General features: G+C 69.7%; 13 protein-coding genes and 1 pseudogene. 2 read left to right on the top strand and 12 right to left on the bottom strand.

Annotated elements, in window-relative coordinates:
- The 6 genes from ABZ749_RS15570 to ABZ749_RS15545 all read right to left on the bottom strand — a co-directional run.
- The coding region (locus ABZ749_RS15570; protein ID WP_357228042.1) for an ATP-binding cassette domain-containing protein at window positions 1-310 on the bottom strand (310 nt) is incomplete at its 3' end.
- Window positions 311-571: 261 nt separating this feature from the next.
- Window positions 572-1639 carry a BMP family ABC transporter substrate-binding protein gene (locus ABZ749_RS15565; RefSeq protein WP_357228039.1) on the bottom strand — a complete coding sequence of 356 codons (1068 nt, stop codon included), beginning with the start codon at window positions 1637-1639 and terminating at the stop codon, window positions 572-574.
- Window positions 1640-1916: 277 nt separating this feature from the next.
- On the bottom strand, window positions 1917-2258 hold the full coding sequence (locus ABZ749_RS15560; RefSeq protein ID WP_210857649.1) for a hypothetical protein: 342 nt from the start codon (window positions 2256-2258) through the stop codon (window positions 1917-1919).
- Window positions 2259-2344: 86 nt separating this feature from the next.
- A complete protein-coding gene (locus ABZ749_RS15555; RefSeq protein ID WP_357228034.1) occupies window positions 2345-3274 on the bottom strand; it encodes a sugar ABC transporter permease in 930 nt (309 codons plus the stop codon).
- Window positions 3271-4911 carry an ABC transporter permease subunit gene (locus ABZ749_RS15550; protein WP_357228032.1) on the bottom strand — a complete coding sequence of 547 codons (1641 nt, stop codon included), beginning with the start codon at window positions 4909-4911 and terminating at the stop codon, window positions 3271-3273. The genes ABZ749_RS15555 and ABZ749_RS15550 overlap by 4 nt, the downstream gene beginning before the upstream one ends.
- On the bottom strand, window positions 4911-6161 hold the full coding sequence (locus ABZ749_RS15545; protein WP_357228029.1) for a maltose ABC transporter substrate-binding protein: 1251 nt from the start codon (window positions 6159-6161) through the stop codon (window positions 4911-4913). The genes ABZ749_RS15550 and ABZ749_RS15545 overlap by 1 nt, the downstream gene beginning before the upstream one ends.
- 197 nt (window positions 6162-6358) lie before the next feature.
- On the opposite strand from ABZ749_RS15545, the gene ABZ749_RS15540 reads away from it, so the two are divergent.
- Window positions 6359-7405, top strand: coding sequence for a LacI family DNA-binding transcriptional regulator (locus ABZ749_RS15540; RefSeq protein ID WP_357228027.1), 1047 nt, complete (start codon window positions 6359-6361; stop codon window positions 7403-7405).
- 32 nt (window positions 7406-7437) lie between these two features.
- Complete coding sequence (locus ABZ749_RS15535; protein ID WP_357228025.1) at window positions 7438-9072, top strand: glycoside hydrolase family 13 protein; 1635 nt, start codon at window positions 7438-7440, stop codon at window positions 9070-9072.
- Between the two features lie 158 nt (window positions 9073-9230).
- On the opposite strand, the gene ABZ749_RS15530 is transcribed toward ABZ749_RS15535, so the two are convergent.
- The 6 genes and pseudogenes from ABZ749_RS15530 to ABZ749_RS15505 all read right to left on the bottom strand — a co-directional run.
- Window positions 9231-9668, bottom strand: a complete 438-nt coding sequence (locus tag ABZ749_RS15530) for a hypothetical protein (RefSeq protein ID WP_357228022.1) — start codon at window positions 9666-9668, stop codon at window positions 9231-9233.
- An 81-nt stretch (window positions 9669-9749) separates the two neighbouring features.
- A complete protein-coding gene (locus ABZ749_RS15525) occupies window positions 9750-10136 on the bottom strand; it encodes a GntR family transcriptional regulator (protein WP_357228020.1) in 387 nt (128 codons plus the stop codon).
- Complete coding sequence (locus ABZ749_RS15520; protein ID WP_357228017.1) at window positions 10136-11062, bottom strand: YhjD/YihY/BrkB family envelope integrity protein; 927 nt, start codon at window positions 11060-11062, stop codon at window positions 10136-10138. The genes ABZ749_RS15525 and ABZ749_RS15520 overlap by 1 nt, the downstream gene beginning before the upstream one ends.
- A gap of 106 nt (window positions 11063-11168) precedes the next feature.
- Window positions 11169-11738: a 2'-5' RNA ligase family protein gene (locus ABZ749_RS15515; RefSeq protein WP_355010199.1), complete on the bottom strand. Its 570-nt coding sequence runs from the start codon at window positions 11736-11738 to the stop codon at window positions 11169-11171.
- Between the two features lie 25 nt (window positions 11739-11763).
- Window positions 11764-12789 carry a tryptophan--tRNA ligase gene (trpS, locus tag ABZ749_RS15510; RefSeq protein ID WP_357199942.1) on the bottom strand — a complete coding sequence of 342 codons (1026 nt, stop codon included), beginning with the start codon at window positions 12787-12789 and terminating at the stop codon, window positions 11764-11766.
- 222 nt (window positions 12790-13011) lie between these two features.
- Window positions 13012-13597: pseudogene (locus tag ABZ749_RS15505) on the bottom strand (transporter associated domain-containing protein); the annotation flags it as partial.

The raw sequence follows: 13597 nt of genomic DNA, 5'->3' as shown, positions 1-13597 counted from the left end.
GCTCGGACACCTCGGTGACCTCGCGCCGGGCCCGGCGCCGGTCCAGGAAGCCGGCGATGCCGCCCCTGACCTGCTCGGCGCCGAGCATGACGTTCTCGGCGACGGTGAAGACCGGCACCAGCATGAAGTGCTGGTGCACCATGCCGATCCCGGCGGCGATCGCGTCGGACGGGCCCTTCAGCTTCAGCGGCTTGCCGTCGACCAGGATCTCGCCCTCGTCGGGCTGGTAGAGCCCGTAGAGCACGTTCATCAGGGTCGACTTGCCCGCGCCGTTCTCGCCGAGGAGGGCGTGAATCTCTCCAGGCTCCACCGTCAGGTCGATGTGATCGTTGGCGACCAGATCACCGAACCGCTTGGTGATGCCGCGCAGTTCGAGTCTCAGCGCAACCTCCTGGAGTGCGAGCGATGGTGCAGCCTAGCTGCCGTGGAACCAACCGGGCCGGGCCGGCTGCCGTGGTGCGCGATCGGCCGCTCCGACCCCGCGGGGTATCCGCAGAGCCGGAGCGGCCGATCGGTCGTACCTGTCCGCGCCGGCCCTCCCGATGATCTCACCGGAGGGGCCGGCCGGTTGTCACTTGGTCGGCTGGGCCTTCGAGGTGACGGTGATGGTGCCGGCGGCGATGTCCGCCTTGATCTTGTCGACCTCGGCCTTCAGCTCGGCCGGGACCTTGCTGTCGAAGTCGTGGTACGGGGCGATCGAGACGCCGGTGTTGGCCAGGGTGCCGACGAAGCCCGGCTTGGCCTCCAGCTTCTCGCCACCGGCGGCCTTCACCACGGCCTCCTTGACGGCCTCCGGGATGTTCTTGACCACGGTGGTGACGATCGCCGAGCAGTCCGGGGTGCTCTCGCAGCCGTCGACGTCCACCCAGATGGTGCTGTACTTGCCGCCCGAGGCCTTGGCCGCGGCGGTGGTGCCGAGGCCGGAGCCGCCGGCGACCGGCATGATGATGTCCGCGCCCTGGGCGACCAGCGCGTCGGAGACCTTCTTGCCCTCGTCCTGCTTGGCGAAGTCGTTGGTGAAGGAACCCTTCTGGGTCTCCTTGTTCCAACCCAGCGCCTGGACGTTCTTGCCCTTGGTGGTGTTGAAGTACTTCACACCGTCGACGAAGCCGTCCATGAAGATGGTCACCGGCGGGATCGGCAGACCACCGTAGGTGCCCACCTTGCCGCTCTTGCTCATCCCGGCGGCCAGGTAACCGGCCTGGAACGCGGCCTGGGCGGTGTCGAACTGCATCGGGTACACGTTGGCGTCACCCGGGTTGGCGTCGACGATGCCGAACTGCTGGTTCGGGTTCGCCTTGGCGATCTTCGAGGTGGCGTCACCCATCAGGCCACCGACGGCCAGGATGAAGTCGCACTTCTGGTTGACGTACTGCGTCAGGTTCGGCTCGTAGTCGGCCTCGGCCTTCGACGCGACGAACTTGATGTCGATGTTGTCGTTGGCGGCCTTGGCCTCCTGCAGACCCTTCCAGGCCGAGGTGTTGAACGACTTGTCGTCGATGCCGCCGACGTCGGTCACCATGCAGGCGCTGAACTTCTTGCCGCCACTGCCGGCGTTGTTGTCATCCTTGGGCGCCTCGCCACAAGCAGCGGCGGTGAGCGCGAGCCCACCCACCGCGAAGATCGAAGCGATCCGCATCCCACGCACCGAGCGCAAGACGTCTCCTTCCCATTGCTCACCGCGCCTTGTGCGGTGGCAGCCCATCAGCCGGCCTGCGGGTGTGCCGCCGGCTGTCCCACGTTACGGACGGGAGCGTACGCCCGCGCCCACCCACCGGCCGACAATCGTGCACGACTGTTGAGCGCCTGTTACCCGGGTGTAACCCTTGCGTGGGGCACGTCACTCTTCGTGCTGGTAACCGTGCGCCGCAGCGTCCGCAACGTCCTTTTTCTGGAGGCGTTTCCCTCCTCGGACGTTACCGCCAAAAAACCGCTACCGCCGCGTTGACCAGGGTCAAACCGACGATCGCGAGGAAATGACCGCGGTTGACCACGTCCCGCTTCCGGGAGAAGAAGACCATGACGAAGATCAGCAGTGCGATCACCAACTTCGTCACAAGTTTTGCCGGTGCCGGCTCGTCGCCGTCGCGCAGCGGCGCGGAGAGGCCGAGCCCGGTCAGTAACTGGATCACCGCGCCCCACAGCATGGCCTGGTTGATCCGGAGCCGACCGCTGGCGTACTGGGCGATCGAGCCACCGAGCAGCAGGGCGAACCCGATCAGATGGACGTAGAGAAGGATGAGTCGGAGTGCTTCCACACCTCCCATCCTCCCCTATCAACGACACTTTGTAGTAGTGGGGTGGCCGGTCGGCGCGTCCAGGCCGCCCGGCCACGGCCGACGACCTATCCCTTCACCGCACCGGAGGTGAGGCCGGAGACGATGTACCGCTGGAGGAACTGGAAGACCAGCACCGTCGGGATCGCGGTCAGCAGGGTGCCGGCCGCGAAGATCCCGAAGTTGGTGTTCCGCTCGCCGCCCTGCAACATGCCCCGCATGCCGACCGCGAGGGTCTTGGCATCCGTGTCGGTGAGGAAGACGCTCGCCATCAGGAACTCGTTGATGGTGTTGATGAAGGCGAGCAGCCCGGTCACCGCGAGGATCGGTGCCACCAACGGCAGCATGATCCGGAAGAAGACCTGGGCGTGTGAGGCGCCGTCCACGGTGGCCGACTCGTCCAGCTCGCGGGGCAGCGTGTCGAAGAAGCCCTTCATCAGCCAGGTGTTCACGCCCAGCGCGCCACCCAGGTAGAGCAGCAACAGACCCCACGGGGTGTTGAAGCCGATGGCCGGCCACAGGTCGGTGATCGTGCCGAAGATCAGGAAGATCGCAACGATCGCGAGGAACTGCGGGAACATCTGGATCAACAGCAGTGACAGCAACCCCACCCGTCGCCCCTGAAACCGCATCCGGGAGAAGGCGTACGCCGCGAGCGCGGAGAGAAAGACCGAGGCGAACGCGGCTCCACCGGCGATGAGCAGCGAGTTCAGGAACCAGTCAGCGAACTCGGTGCGCGCGAACAGGTTCCCGAAGTTCTCCAACGACACCCCGCCGGTCGGCACCAACTCGGTGGACGACAGGGTGCCGAGCGGATTGAGCGCCGCCGAGACGACGAACACGAGCGGAAAGAGACTGAACAGCACGCCGAGCAGGCCGACCAGGTGTCGCCAGCCGACCTCGGCGAACCATCGCTTCTTACGCCTGCCCGCGTTGCGGTCGACCGTCGCCGGGCCGTTCGCGCCGCCCGTGACGGCGGCGCCGGGGAGCATGGTCATGAGTACACCTCCTCCTGTTGGCGGGTCCGCCGGAAGCTGACCGCCGACACCACCGCGACGATGGCGAAGATGAACAGCGAGATGGCCGCGGCGAAGCCGAACTCTGCGGCCTGGCCACCGAACGCCAGCCGGTAGGTGTAGGTGATCAGCAGGTCGGTGGCGCCGTTGCTGGGGTTGTCCGCCGGGAATGGCGCGCCCTCGGTGGTCAGGTAGATCGCGTTGAAGTTGTTGAAGTTGAACGCGAACGACGAGATCAGCAGCGGCGAGAGTGCGACCAGCAGCAGCGGCAGGGTGACGGCCCGGAACGACTGCCAGCGAGACGCCCCGTCGACCGAGGTGGCCTCTGTCAACTCCCGTGGGATGGCCTGTAGAGCACCGGTGGCCACCAGGAACATGTACGGGTAGCCGAGCCAGAGCTGCACCAGGATCACCGCGGCGCGGGCCGACCAGCCCTGCCCGAACCAGTCGACGCTGAGCCCGAACAGATTGTTGATCAGCCCGAAGTCGGTGTTGAACATGTCCCGCCAGACCAGGAGCATCGCGAAGGACGGCATGGCGTACGGCAGGATCAGCAACATCCGGTAGAGGTTGGTGCCCCGCATTCGGGGCGAGTGCAGCGCCAGGGCGATCGCCATGCCGAGGATGAACGTGCCGCCGGTGGAGCCGATGGCGAAGGCGAAGTTCCAGATCAGCGTGCGGAGGAACGGCCCGGAGATCCGCTCGTCGGTGAGCACCCGGGTGAAGTTGGACAGCCCGACGTTCACCTTCCAACCCTGGGCCAGCCGCTCGCCGTCGGCGGCGACGAACGCGCCGACCTCGCCGTCCGCGGTCCAGGTCCTGCCGCTGTCGCTGTCCTTGACGCAGTCGCAGCCCGCGTCGTACGCCCGGAGGGCCTTGCCCTCGTACGCCCGGGACAGGCCGGACGAGCGCAGCGCGCCTCCGGCCGTCGGCACCACCAGGTCCGTGATGTCCTTGCTGCGGGCGCTGGCCTGGCCGAAGTTCAGCACGGTGTAGCCGTCGGCCGCAATGACCTTCCCGCCGGGGCCGACGGTGGCCGCGCCGGGATCGAGCGGGCGAAGGCCCCCGGCGTCGCCGACGGAGACCGTGTCGGTTCCTGGCTTGGTGATCAGGAAGACCAGGGCACCGGTGGCCGGGTCGCCCTTGGTGGCGACCGACAACGGGTACTGGGTGGACCCCGGGACCTGCTTGACCGAGGAGCTCTGGATCGCGACGATCGCGTCGTCCTTGCTGCCTCGGTGGCCGTCGCCGAAGTTGGTGAAGGCCGTGCTCGCGGTGTAGAACACCGGCACGACCTGGAAGGCGATCAGGAAGAGCGTGCCGGGGATGAGGTACTTCGCCGGGACGTGCCGGCGGCCCAGGTACAGATAGAACAGTGCGGCGGTGGTCAGCACCAGCACCGCCAGCCCGACCCACTTCTCGGCCGCCACGAGCGGGAAGGCCGCCCAGATCGCGATCCCGGCCACCAGGCCGAGCAGGATCACCTTCGCGGCGAGGCCGGTCGCGGTGATCGGCGCGTGGTTCCGCGCGGTACGGGTGGTGCGCGGGGACCCGGTGCGGACGGGCCCCTGGCCCGGGGCCTGCTGGGCAGGCCCCGGGCCGGACAGCGGTGTGCTCATTACTTGATCGAACCGGCGATCGTCTTGCCGGCCGCGGTAACCGTGCTGGTCGGGTCGGCGCCGCCGATGACGGCGGCCTCGGCCTTGCCGAACGGGTCCCAGATCGCGGCCATGGCCGGGATGGCCGGGAGCACCTGCCCGTTCTTGCCGGCCTCGATGAACTTGGCCAGGTCCGGGTCGCTGCTCTTGACCTGGTCAAGCGCGGCGGTCAGCGCCGGCGGGCGCGGGTCGGCCTGGTAGAGCGCCACGGCCAGCTCCGGCGTGCTGACGTAGTTGGCTACGAACTCCTGGGCGAGAGCCTTGTTCTTGCCCTTGGCCGCCACGTAGAAGGACTGGACGCCTACGAACGGCGCGGCCGCCTTGCCGCCGGCGAAGCCGGGAACGGCGGAGACGTCGTACTTGATGCCGGCCTTCTTCACGTCGGCGGTGGCCCACGGCCCGGAGACCAGGAAGGCGCACTTCTTGCCGGTGAAGGTGGCGGTCGAGTTGGTGTCGGCGATCGAGCGCTTCAGCACGCCCTCGCCCTTCTCGCCGAGCGCGGCGATCTTCTTGAACGCGGCGATCGACTCCGGCTTGCCCACGCCCAGGTCCTTCGGGTCGTAGTCGCCGTTCGCGGTGGTGCCGAAGAGGTAACCGCCGGCCGAGGTGTACAGCGGATAGATGTGGTACGCGTCGCCCTTCTGGCCGACCTGGAGGCAGAGCGTCTCGGTGACCTTCTTCTGCGCCTTGAGCTGCTTGCCGGTGGCGACCAGGTCCTCGATCGTCTTCGGTGCCTCGGGGGCCAGTTCGGTGTTGCGGATCAGCGCCAGGTTCTCCTGGGCATAGGGCACGCCGTAGAGCTGGCCGTTGAACGTGACGGCCTTGACGGCGGTCTCGTTGAAGGCGGCCTTCTGCTGGTCGGACAGCTGCACCGGGTCGATGGCACCGTTCTGGACCAGGTTGCCGATCCAGTCGTGCGCGCCGATCACCACGTCCGGGCCGCCGCCCTGGCTCGACACGGTCACGAAGTTGTTCTGAAGGTCCTCGTTCGGGACGGCCTGGACCTCGACGCTGACGCCGTTCTCCTGGCCGAACTTCTCGGCGAACGGCTTGAGTGCGGCGGTCCGCTTGTCGTCCGCCCAGATCACCAGTTTGCCGCCGGCGGCCTTGGGGGTTTCCTTCGCGGCCGGCTCGTCGCTGTCGCCACCGCAGCCTGAGGCGGCGAGCGCCAGGGCGAAGAGGGCGACCACACCCGCGGTACGGATGCGCATCGGTACTCCTGTCGTCATGGCGGCTCGCCGGGGGACGGGCGGCTCGCCAGTGGAAAGTCTGGAAGTTCTTGCCGATCGGCGCATGGATGCTGCGCCGCCGCTCTCGCATGTTGCGGGGACGTTAGCAAGACGTTGCAAGTAATGGAAGGGCTTGCAGAGGACCCCGCAAGAACTTGCCGGTGGGCTAAAGTGCCGCCATGCGCGCTCGACTGTCCGACATCGCCCAGCAGGCCGAAGTCAGCGAGGCCACGGTGTCGCGGGTGCTCAACGACCGCCCCGGCGTGGCCCCGGAGACCCGGCAGGCCGTCCTCACCGCCCTCGACGTGCTCGGGTACGAGCGGCCGGCCAGGCTGCGTAAGCGCAGCGCCGGTCTCGTCGGCCTGGTGGTGCCGGAGCTGGACAACCCGATCTTCCCCGCCTTCGCCCAGGTCATCGAGTCCACTCTGGCGCAGAGTGGATTCACGCCGGTGCTCTGCACCCAGACCGCCGGCGGCGTGACCGAGGACGAGTACGTGGAGATGCTGCTGGACAGGCAGGTCTCCGGAATCGTCTTCGTCTCCGGCCTGCACGCCGACACGGCCGCCAACCACGACCGCTACCGGGCGCTGCTCGCCCGGCCGATGCCGGTCGTGATGATCAACGGGTACGTGCCCGGCATCGGCGCGCCCTTCGTCTCCTGCGACGACCGGGAGGCGGCCGAACTGGCAGTTGCCCACCTGGTCGCGCTCGGGCACCGTCGGATCGGCCTGATCACCGGCCCGGACCGGTTCGTCCCGGTACAGCGCAAGGTGGCCGCCTGGCGTTCCGCGATGACCCGGCTGGCCGGCGTCGCCGAAGCCGACCTGGGCCCGCTGGCCGAGCTGTCACTGTTCGGAGTGGAGGGTGGCGAGGCGGCGGCCGGCCGCCTGTTGGACCGCGGCGTCACCGGAGTGGTCTGCGGCTCCGACCTGATGGCGCTCGGCGCGATCCGGGCCGCCCGTCAACGCGGCCTCGACGTGCCCGGCGGCCTCTCCGTGGTCGGCTACGACGACTCCCCGCTGATGGCCTTCACCGACCCGCCGCTGACCACCATGCGGCAACCGGTCACCGCGATGGCGGTGGCCGCCGTCCGCGCCCTGGTGGACGAGATCAACGGGCACGGCGCCCCGCACTCGGAGTACCTGTTCCGCCCGGAGCTGGTGGTGCGCGGCTCCACGGCTGTCGCGCCGAGTTCCGCACGCTTGTCTTACGCAAGATCTGCTTGACTCTTGCAACGGCGGGCCGGCATATTGCTCGAATGATCAGCACCGCCACCCCACCGCAGACCACCGACGACGACTGGTGGCGCTCCGCGGTCGTCTACCAGGTGTACGTCCGCAGCTTCGCCGACAGCGACGGTGACGGCACCGGCGACCTCCAGGGCATCCGGCAGCGCCTGCCGTACCTGCGCGACCTCGGGGTGGACGCGCTCTGGCTGACCCCCTTCTACACCTCGCCGATGATCGACGGCGGTTACGACGTGGCCGACTACCGGGACGTCGACCCGATGTTCGGCACACTCGCCGACTTCGACGCGATGATCACTGACGCGCACGCCCACGGCCTTCGGATCATCGTCGACCTGGTGCCCAACCACACCTCCAGCGCGCACCACTGGTTCACCGCGGCGCTCGCCGCCGGCCCCGGCTCACCGGAGCGGGCCCGCTACCTCTTCGCCGACGGTCAGGGCACGCACGGCGAGTTGCCCCCGAACGACTGGGAGAGCATCTTCGGCGGCCCCGCCTGGACCCGGATCGCTGACGGTCAGTGGTATCTGCACCTGTTCGACAGCTCGCAGCCGGACCTGAACTGGCGTCACCCGGAGGTTCGCTCCGAGTTCGAGGACGTGCTGCGGTTCTGGCTGGACCGGGGCGTCGACGGATTCCGCGTCGACGTGGCGCACGGCATGATCAAGGCGGAAGGGCTGCCGGACGTCGGCTTCAGCACGGCGACCACCGGTCAGCGCCAGGTCGAACTGCTCGGCAAGGGCCGGCTGCCGTACTTCGACCAGGACGAGGTGCACGAGATCTACCGGGCCTGGCGGCCCATCCTGGACAGCTACCCGGGCGGTCGGATGGCGGTCGCCGAAGCGTGGGCCGAGACGCCACAGCGCCTGGCCCGCTACATCGGCCCGGACGAGTTGCACCAGGCGTTCAGCTTCGACTTCCTCGACGCCACCTGGTCGGCCGACTCGTTCCGCAAGGTGATCGACACCGCGTTGGCCGAGGCGACCGTCGTCGGAGCGCCCACCACCTGGGTGCTGTCCAACCACGACAAGCAGCGGCACGTCACCCGGTACGGCGACGGCGTCGAAGGGCTGCGTCGAGCCCGGGCCGCCAGCCTGCTGATGCTCGCCCTGCCCGGCTGCGCCTACCTCTACCAGGGCGAGGAACTGGGCCTGCCGGAGGTCCTCGACCTCCCCGACGAGCTCCGCCAGGATCCGGCGTTCCTGCGCACCGGCGAGAGCCGCGACGGCTGCCGGGTGCCCATCCCGTGGGACGGCGAGCTGGCTCCGTACGGCTTCGGACCGGCCGGCAGTGAGCTGAGCTGGCTACCCGCCCCGGCGCTCTGGCGGGCGCTGTCCGTCACGGCGCAGACCGGCGTGCCCGGCTCGACCCTGGAGCTGTACCGGACCGCGCTGCGGATCCGCCACGTTCATCCCGCGCTCGCCCTCGACGCCGACGGGGTCACCTGGCAGGAGAGCGAGCCGGGCGTGCTGGCCTTCTCCCGCTCCGCCGGAGCGACAGTGCTGACCTGCGTCGTCAACATGAGCGGCGCGCCGGTCCTGATCGACGGGTACGGTCAGCCGCTCGTCGCCAGCGACGAGCTCACCGAACAGGGCTCCGGCCGGCTGCTGCCAATTGACGCGGCAGTCTGGTTGGAACGGCGCTGAACGGGTAACTCGTTCTCGACCTGGTCGTTCGTCGTGCCCCGCGCCGACGGGCGACTGGGCTACCGGCCCCTTGTGGTGGGGGGTGAGGTGCCACCGGCGCCGCGCGGAGTCCGCTCCGCGTGGCGCCGGTGTCCGTGCGCCGCCGACCCAGGTCGTCGTCACTTCGCGGTGAGCAGCGCCGCGATCCGGGTGAAGCCGGCACGTACCTCGGCCTCGTCCGGCGCTTCGACGGGCTCACCGTGGCCGGCCTCGTCGGCTGCCGCGTCCAACTCCTCGTCGATCACGTCCTCGAAGTCGCCGTACAGGTCGGCCCCCTCCACCTGCCGGGCCTCGTCCTCGGCGGCGACCTGCGCGGCGGCGATCTCGCTGCGGATCTCGTCAGCGGACAGCGCCGGCAGCAGCGGCTCGACCACGGCCATCAACTGCTCCTCGGCCACCACCGCCTCGGCCAGGGCCAACGCGTGCGGTCGCTCGTACGGCCCGCAGACCACCGGCTCCCACTCGTCGATATCACCGAGCGGACCGAAGGTGACGATCCACGGCAAACCGAGGAGCGGCGAGTCCGCCGGCAGGTCCAGTGTCATGAGTGCGCCCACCGGCTCATCATGGTCCGCGAACGCGAGCGGCGGCGCAGTTCTGCTCAGTTATCGCCCGTCCGACGGTCGATCGGCAGCCGGTCAGCCGGGGCGGGCCGCGTCCAGGGCGGCGCGGACCAGAGCGAGCGCGGTGGCCGGTGGCACGCCGAGCCGGGCCGCCTCCGCCGCGTAGCCGGCCGCCGCCCGCTGCAACCGGTCGACGGCGTCGTCCCGACCGGGGGCGACGAAGGTGCCGTTGCGCCCCCGGGTTTCCAACAGCCCGGCCGCCTCCAGCTCCCGGTAGGCGCGGGCCACCGTGTTCGCGGCCAACCGCAGGTCGGCCGCGAGCTGCCGGACGGTGGGCAGGCGGCTGCCCACCGGCAACCGGCCGTCGCCGATCAGCTCGGCGAGCTGCACGCGCACCTGCTCGTAGGGGGGCACCGACGAGTCCGGGTCGACCGAGATCAGCACCTGTGCGCCCTCCGTCATCAGCCCGCACCGCCCGGCGTACCGGGGTCGATGCCCTCGTCGACATCCTTCGGCGGGGCGGGGGTCTCCGCCAGGTCCACCACTCGGCCGGTGGTGCTGGTCGCCAGGAGTGCCGCGCCGAACAGCACCAACTGGTTGAGCAGGTAGAGGTACAGCAGCAGACCGACGGCGCCGGCCACCACGGTGTACGCCGGGTTCCGCTCGGTCCGCACCACGTAGTACCGGCCGACGGTGTTCAGCAGCGTGATGCCGACAGCGACGAGCAACACCACCGGGCGCAGCCGGGACCGGCTCATCCGCAGCCGGGGCACGGCGAGCAGCAACGCGGTGGCGAGCACTGTGTTGACCAGCACGCTGAGCACCGCGCTGATGGTGGTCAGACCCACCGAGCCGGTGCTGCGCAGCAGGAAACGCAGCAGCGACTCCAACGCGTCCACCGCCGCGACCGAGACGCCGAGCAGCACGAAGACGCCGATCATCACGCCCAGGTCGACGAGCCGCCGCACCACCAGATTGCCCGGCTGCTGGTTGAGCTGGTACATCAGCCGCTGCGAGGACCGGATGGCCTCGACCCAACCGATCCCGGTGAAGACCAGGATGACCAGGCCGACCACGCCGACGGTGCCGCTGGAGTTGGCGATCTGCTCGGCGTCCAGGAACGGCAGATTCTCCTTGAGGAAGCCGGCCGCCGCCGCGCTGACCTCGTCGTTGTCCTCCAGGATCGCGCCGAAGACGGAGAACGCGACCAGGGCGAGGGCAAACACGGCGAAGAAGCCGTAGTAGGCGATCGCGGCGGCCAACCGGCCGGCCAGCACCTCGCCGTACAGCACCCCGGCCCGCCACACATGATCGAAGAGCCCCGACCGGTGGCGCGCGGCGCTCACCCAGCGGTCGATGCCCGTCTCGATCCGGCCGATCACGTTCACGCGGTCATCCTCGCCGATCTCCCACCGCTGTAGTGGCAACCGGCTCCCGATGCTCGCCGGCTGGCGCGTCGCTGCTTCAGGTGCTGGCGGCTCGAATGCCGGCGTTTCAGGTGCCGAGGCAGAAGTCCCGACGCGGCTGCCACCTGGCCTGCCCGCTGTGCGAGAAGAGGGTGAACCCGTCGACCTCGAACATCGCGGAGAAGTCGGCCAGATCCTCGTACACCCGGTCCAGGGCCTCCGGTGCCACGTCCTGAGCCACTGTGACGTGCGGATGGTACGGGAAGCGGAGTTCGCGGTGCAGGCCCGGCGCCGCGGCGATGGCCGCGGCCAGCAGCTCGCACTCGCTGATCCCGGCGGCCACCGCGACGAACACCACCTGGGTGACCGGACGGAACGTGCCGGTGCCCCGCAGGTGCAGGGTGAACGGCAGGTGTGCGGCGGCGACGGCGGCCAGGTGCCGCTCGACCGCCGGCAGGTTGGCCGTCCGGATCTCGGTAGGCCCGAGCAACGTCACGTGCGCGGGCACCGCCAGCGGATCACCGGCCTCGACCCGCCGCCGGGTGAGCAGGGCACCCCACGGCTCGGGGATGTCCACGGCGATGCCGATCTGGATGGTGTCGCCGGTCGGCGGCACCCCGCCACTGCGATCCACGCTTCGCGCCGCCCCTCCGAGCACCGAGCCGTCCACCTGTACCGCGGAGCTACTCGCCGCGCACGGGCGGGAAGAACCCGACCCGCTCGTACGCGGACCGCAGGGTCGCCGCGGCCACCGCGCGGGCCTTCTCCGCGCCGGCCGCGAGCAGCTTGTCCAACTGCGCCGGATCGTCGAGGTAGGCGCGGGTGCGCTCCTGGATCGGCCGGACGAAGTCCGTCACCACCTCGGCCAGCTCCTTCTTCAGATCGCCGTAGCCACGACCCGCGTAGGCGGCCACCAGCTCGTCGATGCTGCGGCCGCTGAGCGCCGAGTAGATGGTCAACAGATTGGACACACCCGGCTTGGTCTCGGTGTCGAAGACGATTTCCCGACCGGTGTCGGTCACCGCCGAACGGATCTTCTTCGCGGACCGGGCCGGATCGTCGAGCAGGTCGATGATGCCGGCTGGCGAGGACGACGACTTCGACATCTTCGCGGTCGGGTCCTGCAGGTCGGTGATCTTGGCAGTGTCCTTGACGATGTGCGGCGCGGGCACCGTGAACGTCGCGCCGAACAGCGAGTTGAAGCGCTGGGCCAGATCCCGGGAGAGTTCCAGGTGCTGGCGCTGGTCCTCGCCGACCGGGACCGCGTTGGCCTGGTAGAGCAGGATGTCGGCGGCCTGGAGGACCGGATAGGTGAACAGCCCGACGCTGGCCCGCTCGTTGCCCTGCTTCTGCGACTTGTCCTTGAACTGGGTCATCCGACTGGCCTCGCCGAAGCCGGTGATGCAGCCGAGCACCCAGGCCAGCTGCGGGTGCTCGGGCACCTGCGACTGGACGAACAGCGTGCTGCGTTCGGGGTCGAGCCCGACCGCGAAGAGCTGGGCCGCGGCCACCCGGGTCCGCTGGCGCAGCAGCGCCGGATCGTGCCCCGCCGTGATGGCGTGCAGGTCCACCACGCAGTAGAACGCGTCGTGGGTGTCCTGTAGCGCCACCCAGTGCCGCACCGCGCCGAGATAGTTGCCGAGGTGGAACGAGTCGGCTGTCGGCTGGATGCCGGAGAAGACGCGGGGCCGGGCGGGAACGTCGGACATGGCGATAATTCTGTCAGCAAGCAACCCGGTCCGTCATGACGGGCCGGCGGGTCGGCTCCGGCCCGCCGGTGCCGGGGTGCTGACCTCGCGTGGTTCGCCAGCGCCGACCCGGCGCGTCGGCCCGACCGATACCCGGCGGTGCTGCCCCGTCACCGCCTCCCGAGCCAGCTCGGGGCCGCCCGCCGAGGCCGACGCGGCGTCGTACTCAAGGCGCTTGCCGGCGCCCTGCTCTCGGCGATGGTCGGCGCTGCGGGCGGCGGAGACGGCGAGTTGCGCCACCCGGCGGCCGTCCAACGTGATCACCCGCAGCAGCCAGCCGGCTGGCAGCTCGGCCGGATCGGGTGCGCCGACCTCGGCGGGCTCACCCGACACCGGCACCTCGTCACCGGTCACCGGGAGCCGGCCCAGCGCGGCCATGACGAACCCGCCCACCGTCTCGTACGGCCCGGCGGGGAGGGCCACCCCGGTCCGCTCGGCGAAGTCAGCGAGGTTGAGGCGGCCGTCCACCACGGCGGGCAGGCCGGCACGCTCCGGGTCCGGGGTGGCGTCGTACTCGTCGTGGATCTCGCCGAAGAACTCCTCGATGAGGTCCTCCAGCGTGACGATCCCGGCCGTGCCGCCGTACTCGTCGACCACCACAGCGAGGTGCTGGCCCTCCCGGCGCATCTCGGTCAGCGCGGCGAGCACCCGTTTGCTGCCCGGGAGCCGCTTCACCTCCCGGGCCAACTCGCCGACGGTGACGCACGGGTCGGCGTCCGGGCGCCTCGTTCGACCCGGTTGGAGTAGAGCTCCTGGAAGACCCGTGCAC

This window comes from Micromonospora sp. NPDC047753, from assembly GCF_040642735.1.
Classification (GTDB): domain Bacteria; phylum Actinomycetota; class Actinomycetes; order Mycobacteriales; family Micromonosporaceae; genus Micromonospora.
This window is presented reverse-complemented; position numbering and strand designations above follow the sequence as displayed.

What these genes read in the sequence shown, in the direction of transcription:
- ABZ749_RS15565 (WP_357228039.1), bottom strand. Translation starts at nt 1,639, where the DNA reads ATGCGGATCGCTTCGATCTTCGCGGTGGGTGGGCTCGCGCTCACCGCC.
- ABZ749_RS15555 (WP_357228034.1), bottom strand. Translation starts at nt 3,274, where the DNA reads ATGACCATGCTCCCCGGCGCCGCCGTCACGGGCGGCGCGAACGGCCCG.
- ABZ749_RS15550 (WP_357228032.1), bottom strand. Translation starts at nt 4,911, where the DNA reads ATGAGCACACCGCTGTCCGGCCCGGGGCCTGCCCAGCAGGCCCCGGGC.
- ABZ749_RS15545 (WP_357228029.1), bottom strand. Translation starts at nt 6,161, where the DNA reads ATGCGCATCCGTACCGCGGGTGTGGTCGCCCTCTTCGCCCTGGCGCTC.
- ABZ749_RS15540 (WP_357228027.1), top strand. Translation starts at nt 6,359, where the DNA reads ATGCGCGCTCGACTGTCCGACATCGCCCAGCAGGCCGAAGTCAGCGAG.
- ABZ749_RS15535 (WP_357228025.1), top strand. Translation starts at nt 7,438, where the DNA reads ATGATCAGCACCGCCACCCCACCGCAGACCACCGACGACGACTGGTGG.
- ABZ749_RS15525 (WP_357228020.1), bottom strand. Translation starts at nt 10,136, where the DNA reads ATGACGGAGGGCGCACAGGTGCTGATCTCGGTCGACCCGGACTCGTCG.
- trpS (WP_357199942.1), bottom strand. Translation starts at nt 12,789, where the DNA reads ATGTCCGACGTTCCCGCCCGGCCCCGCGTCTTCTCCGGCATCCAGCCG.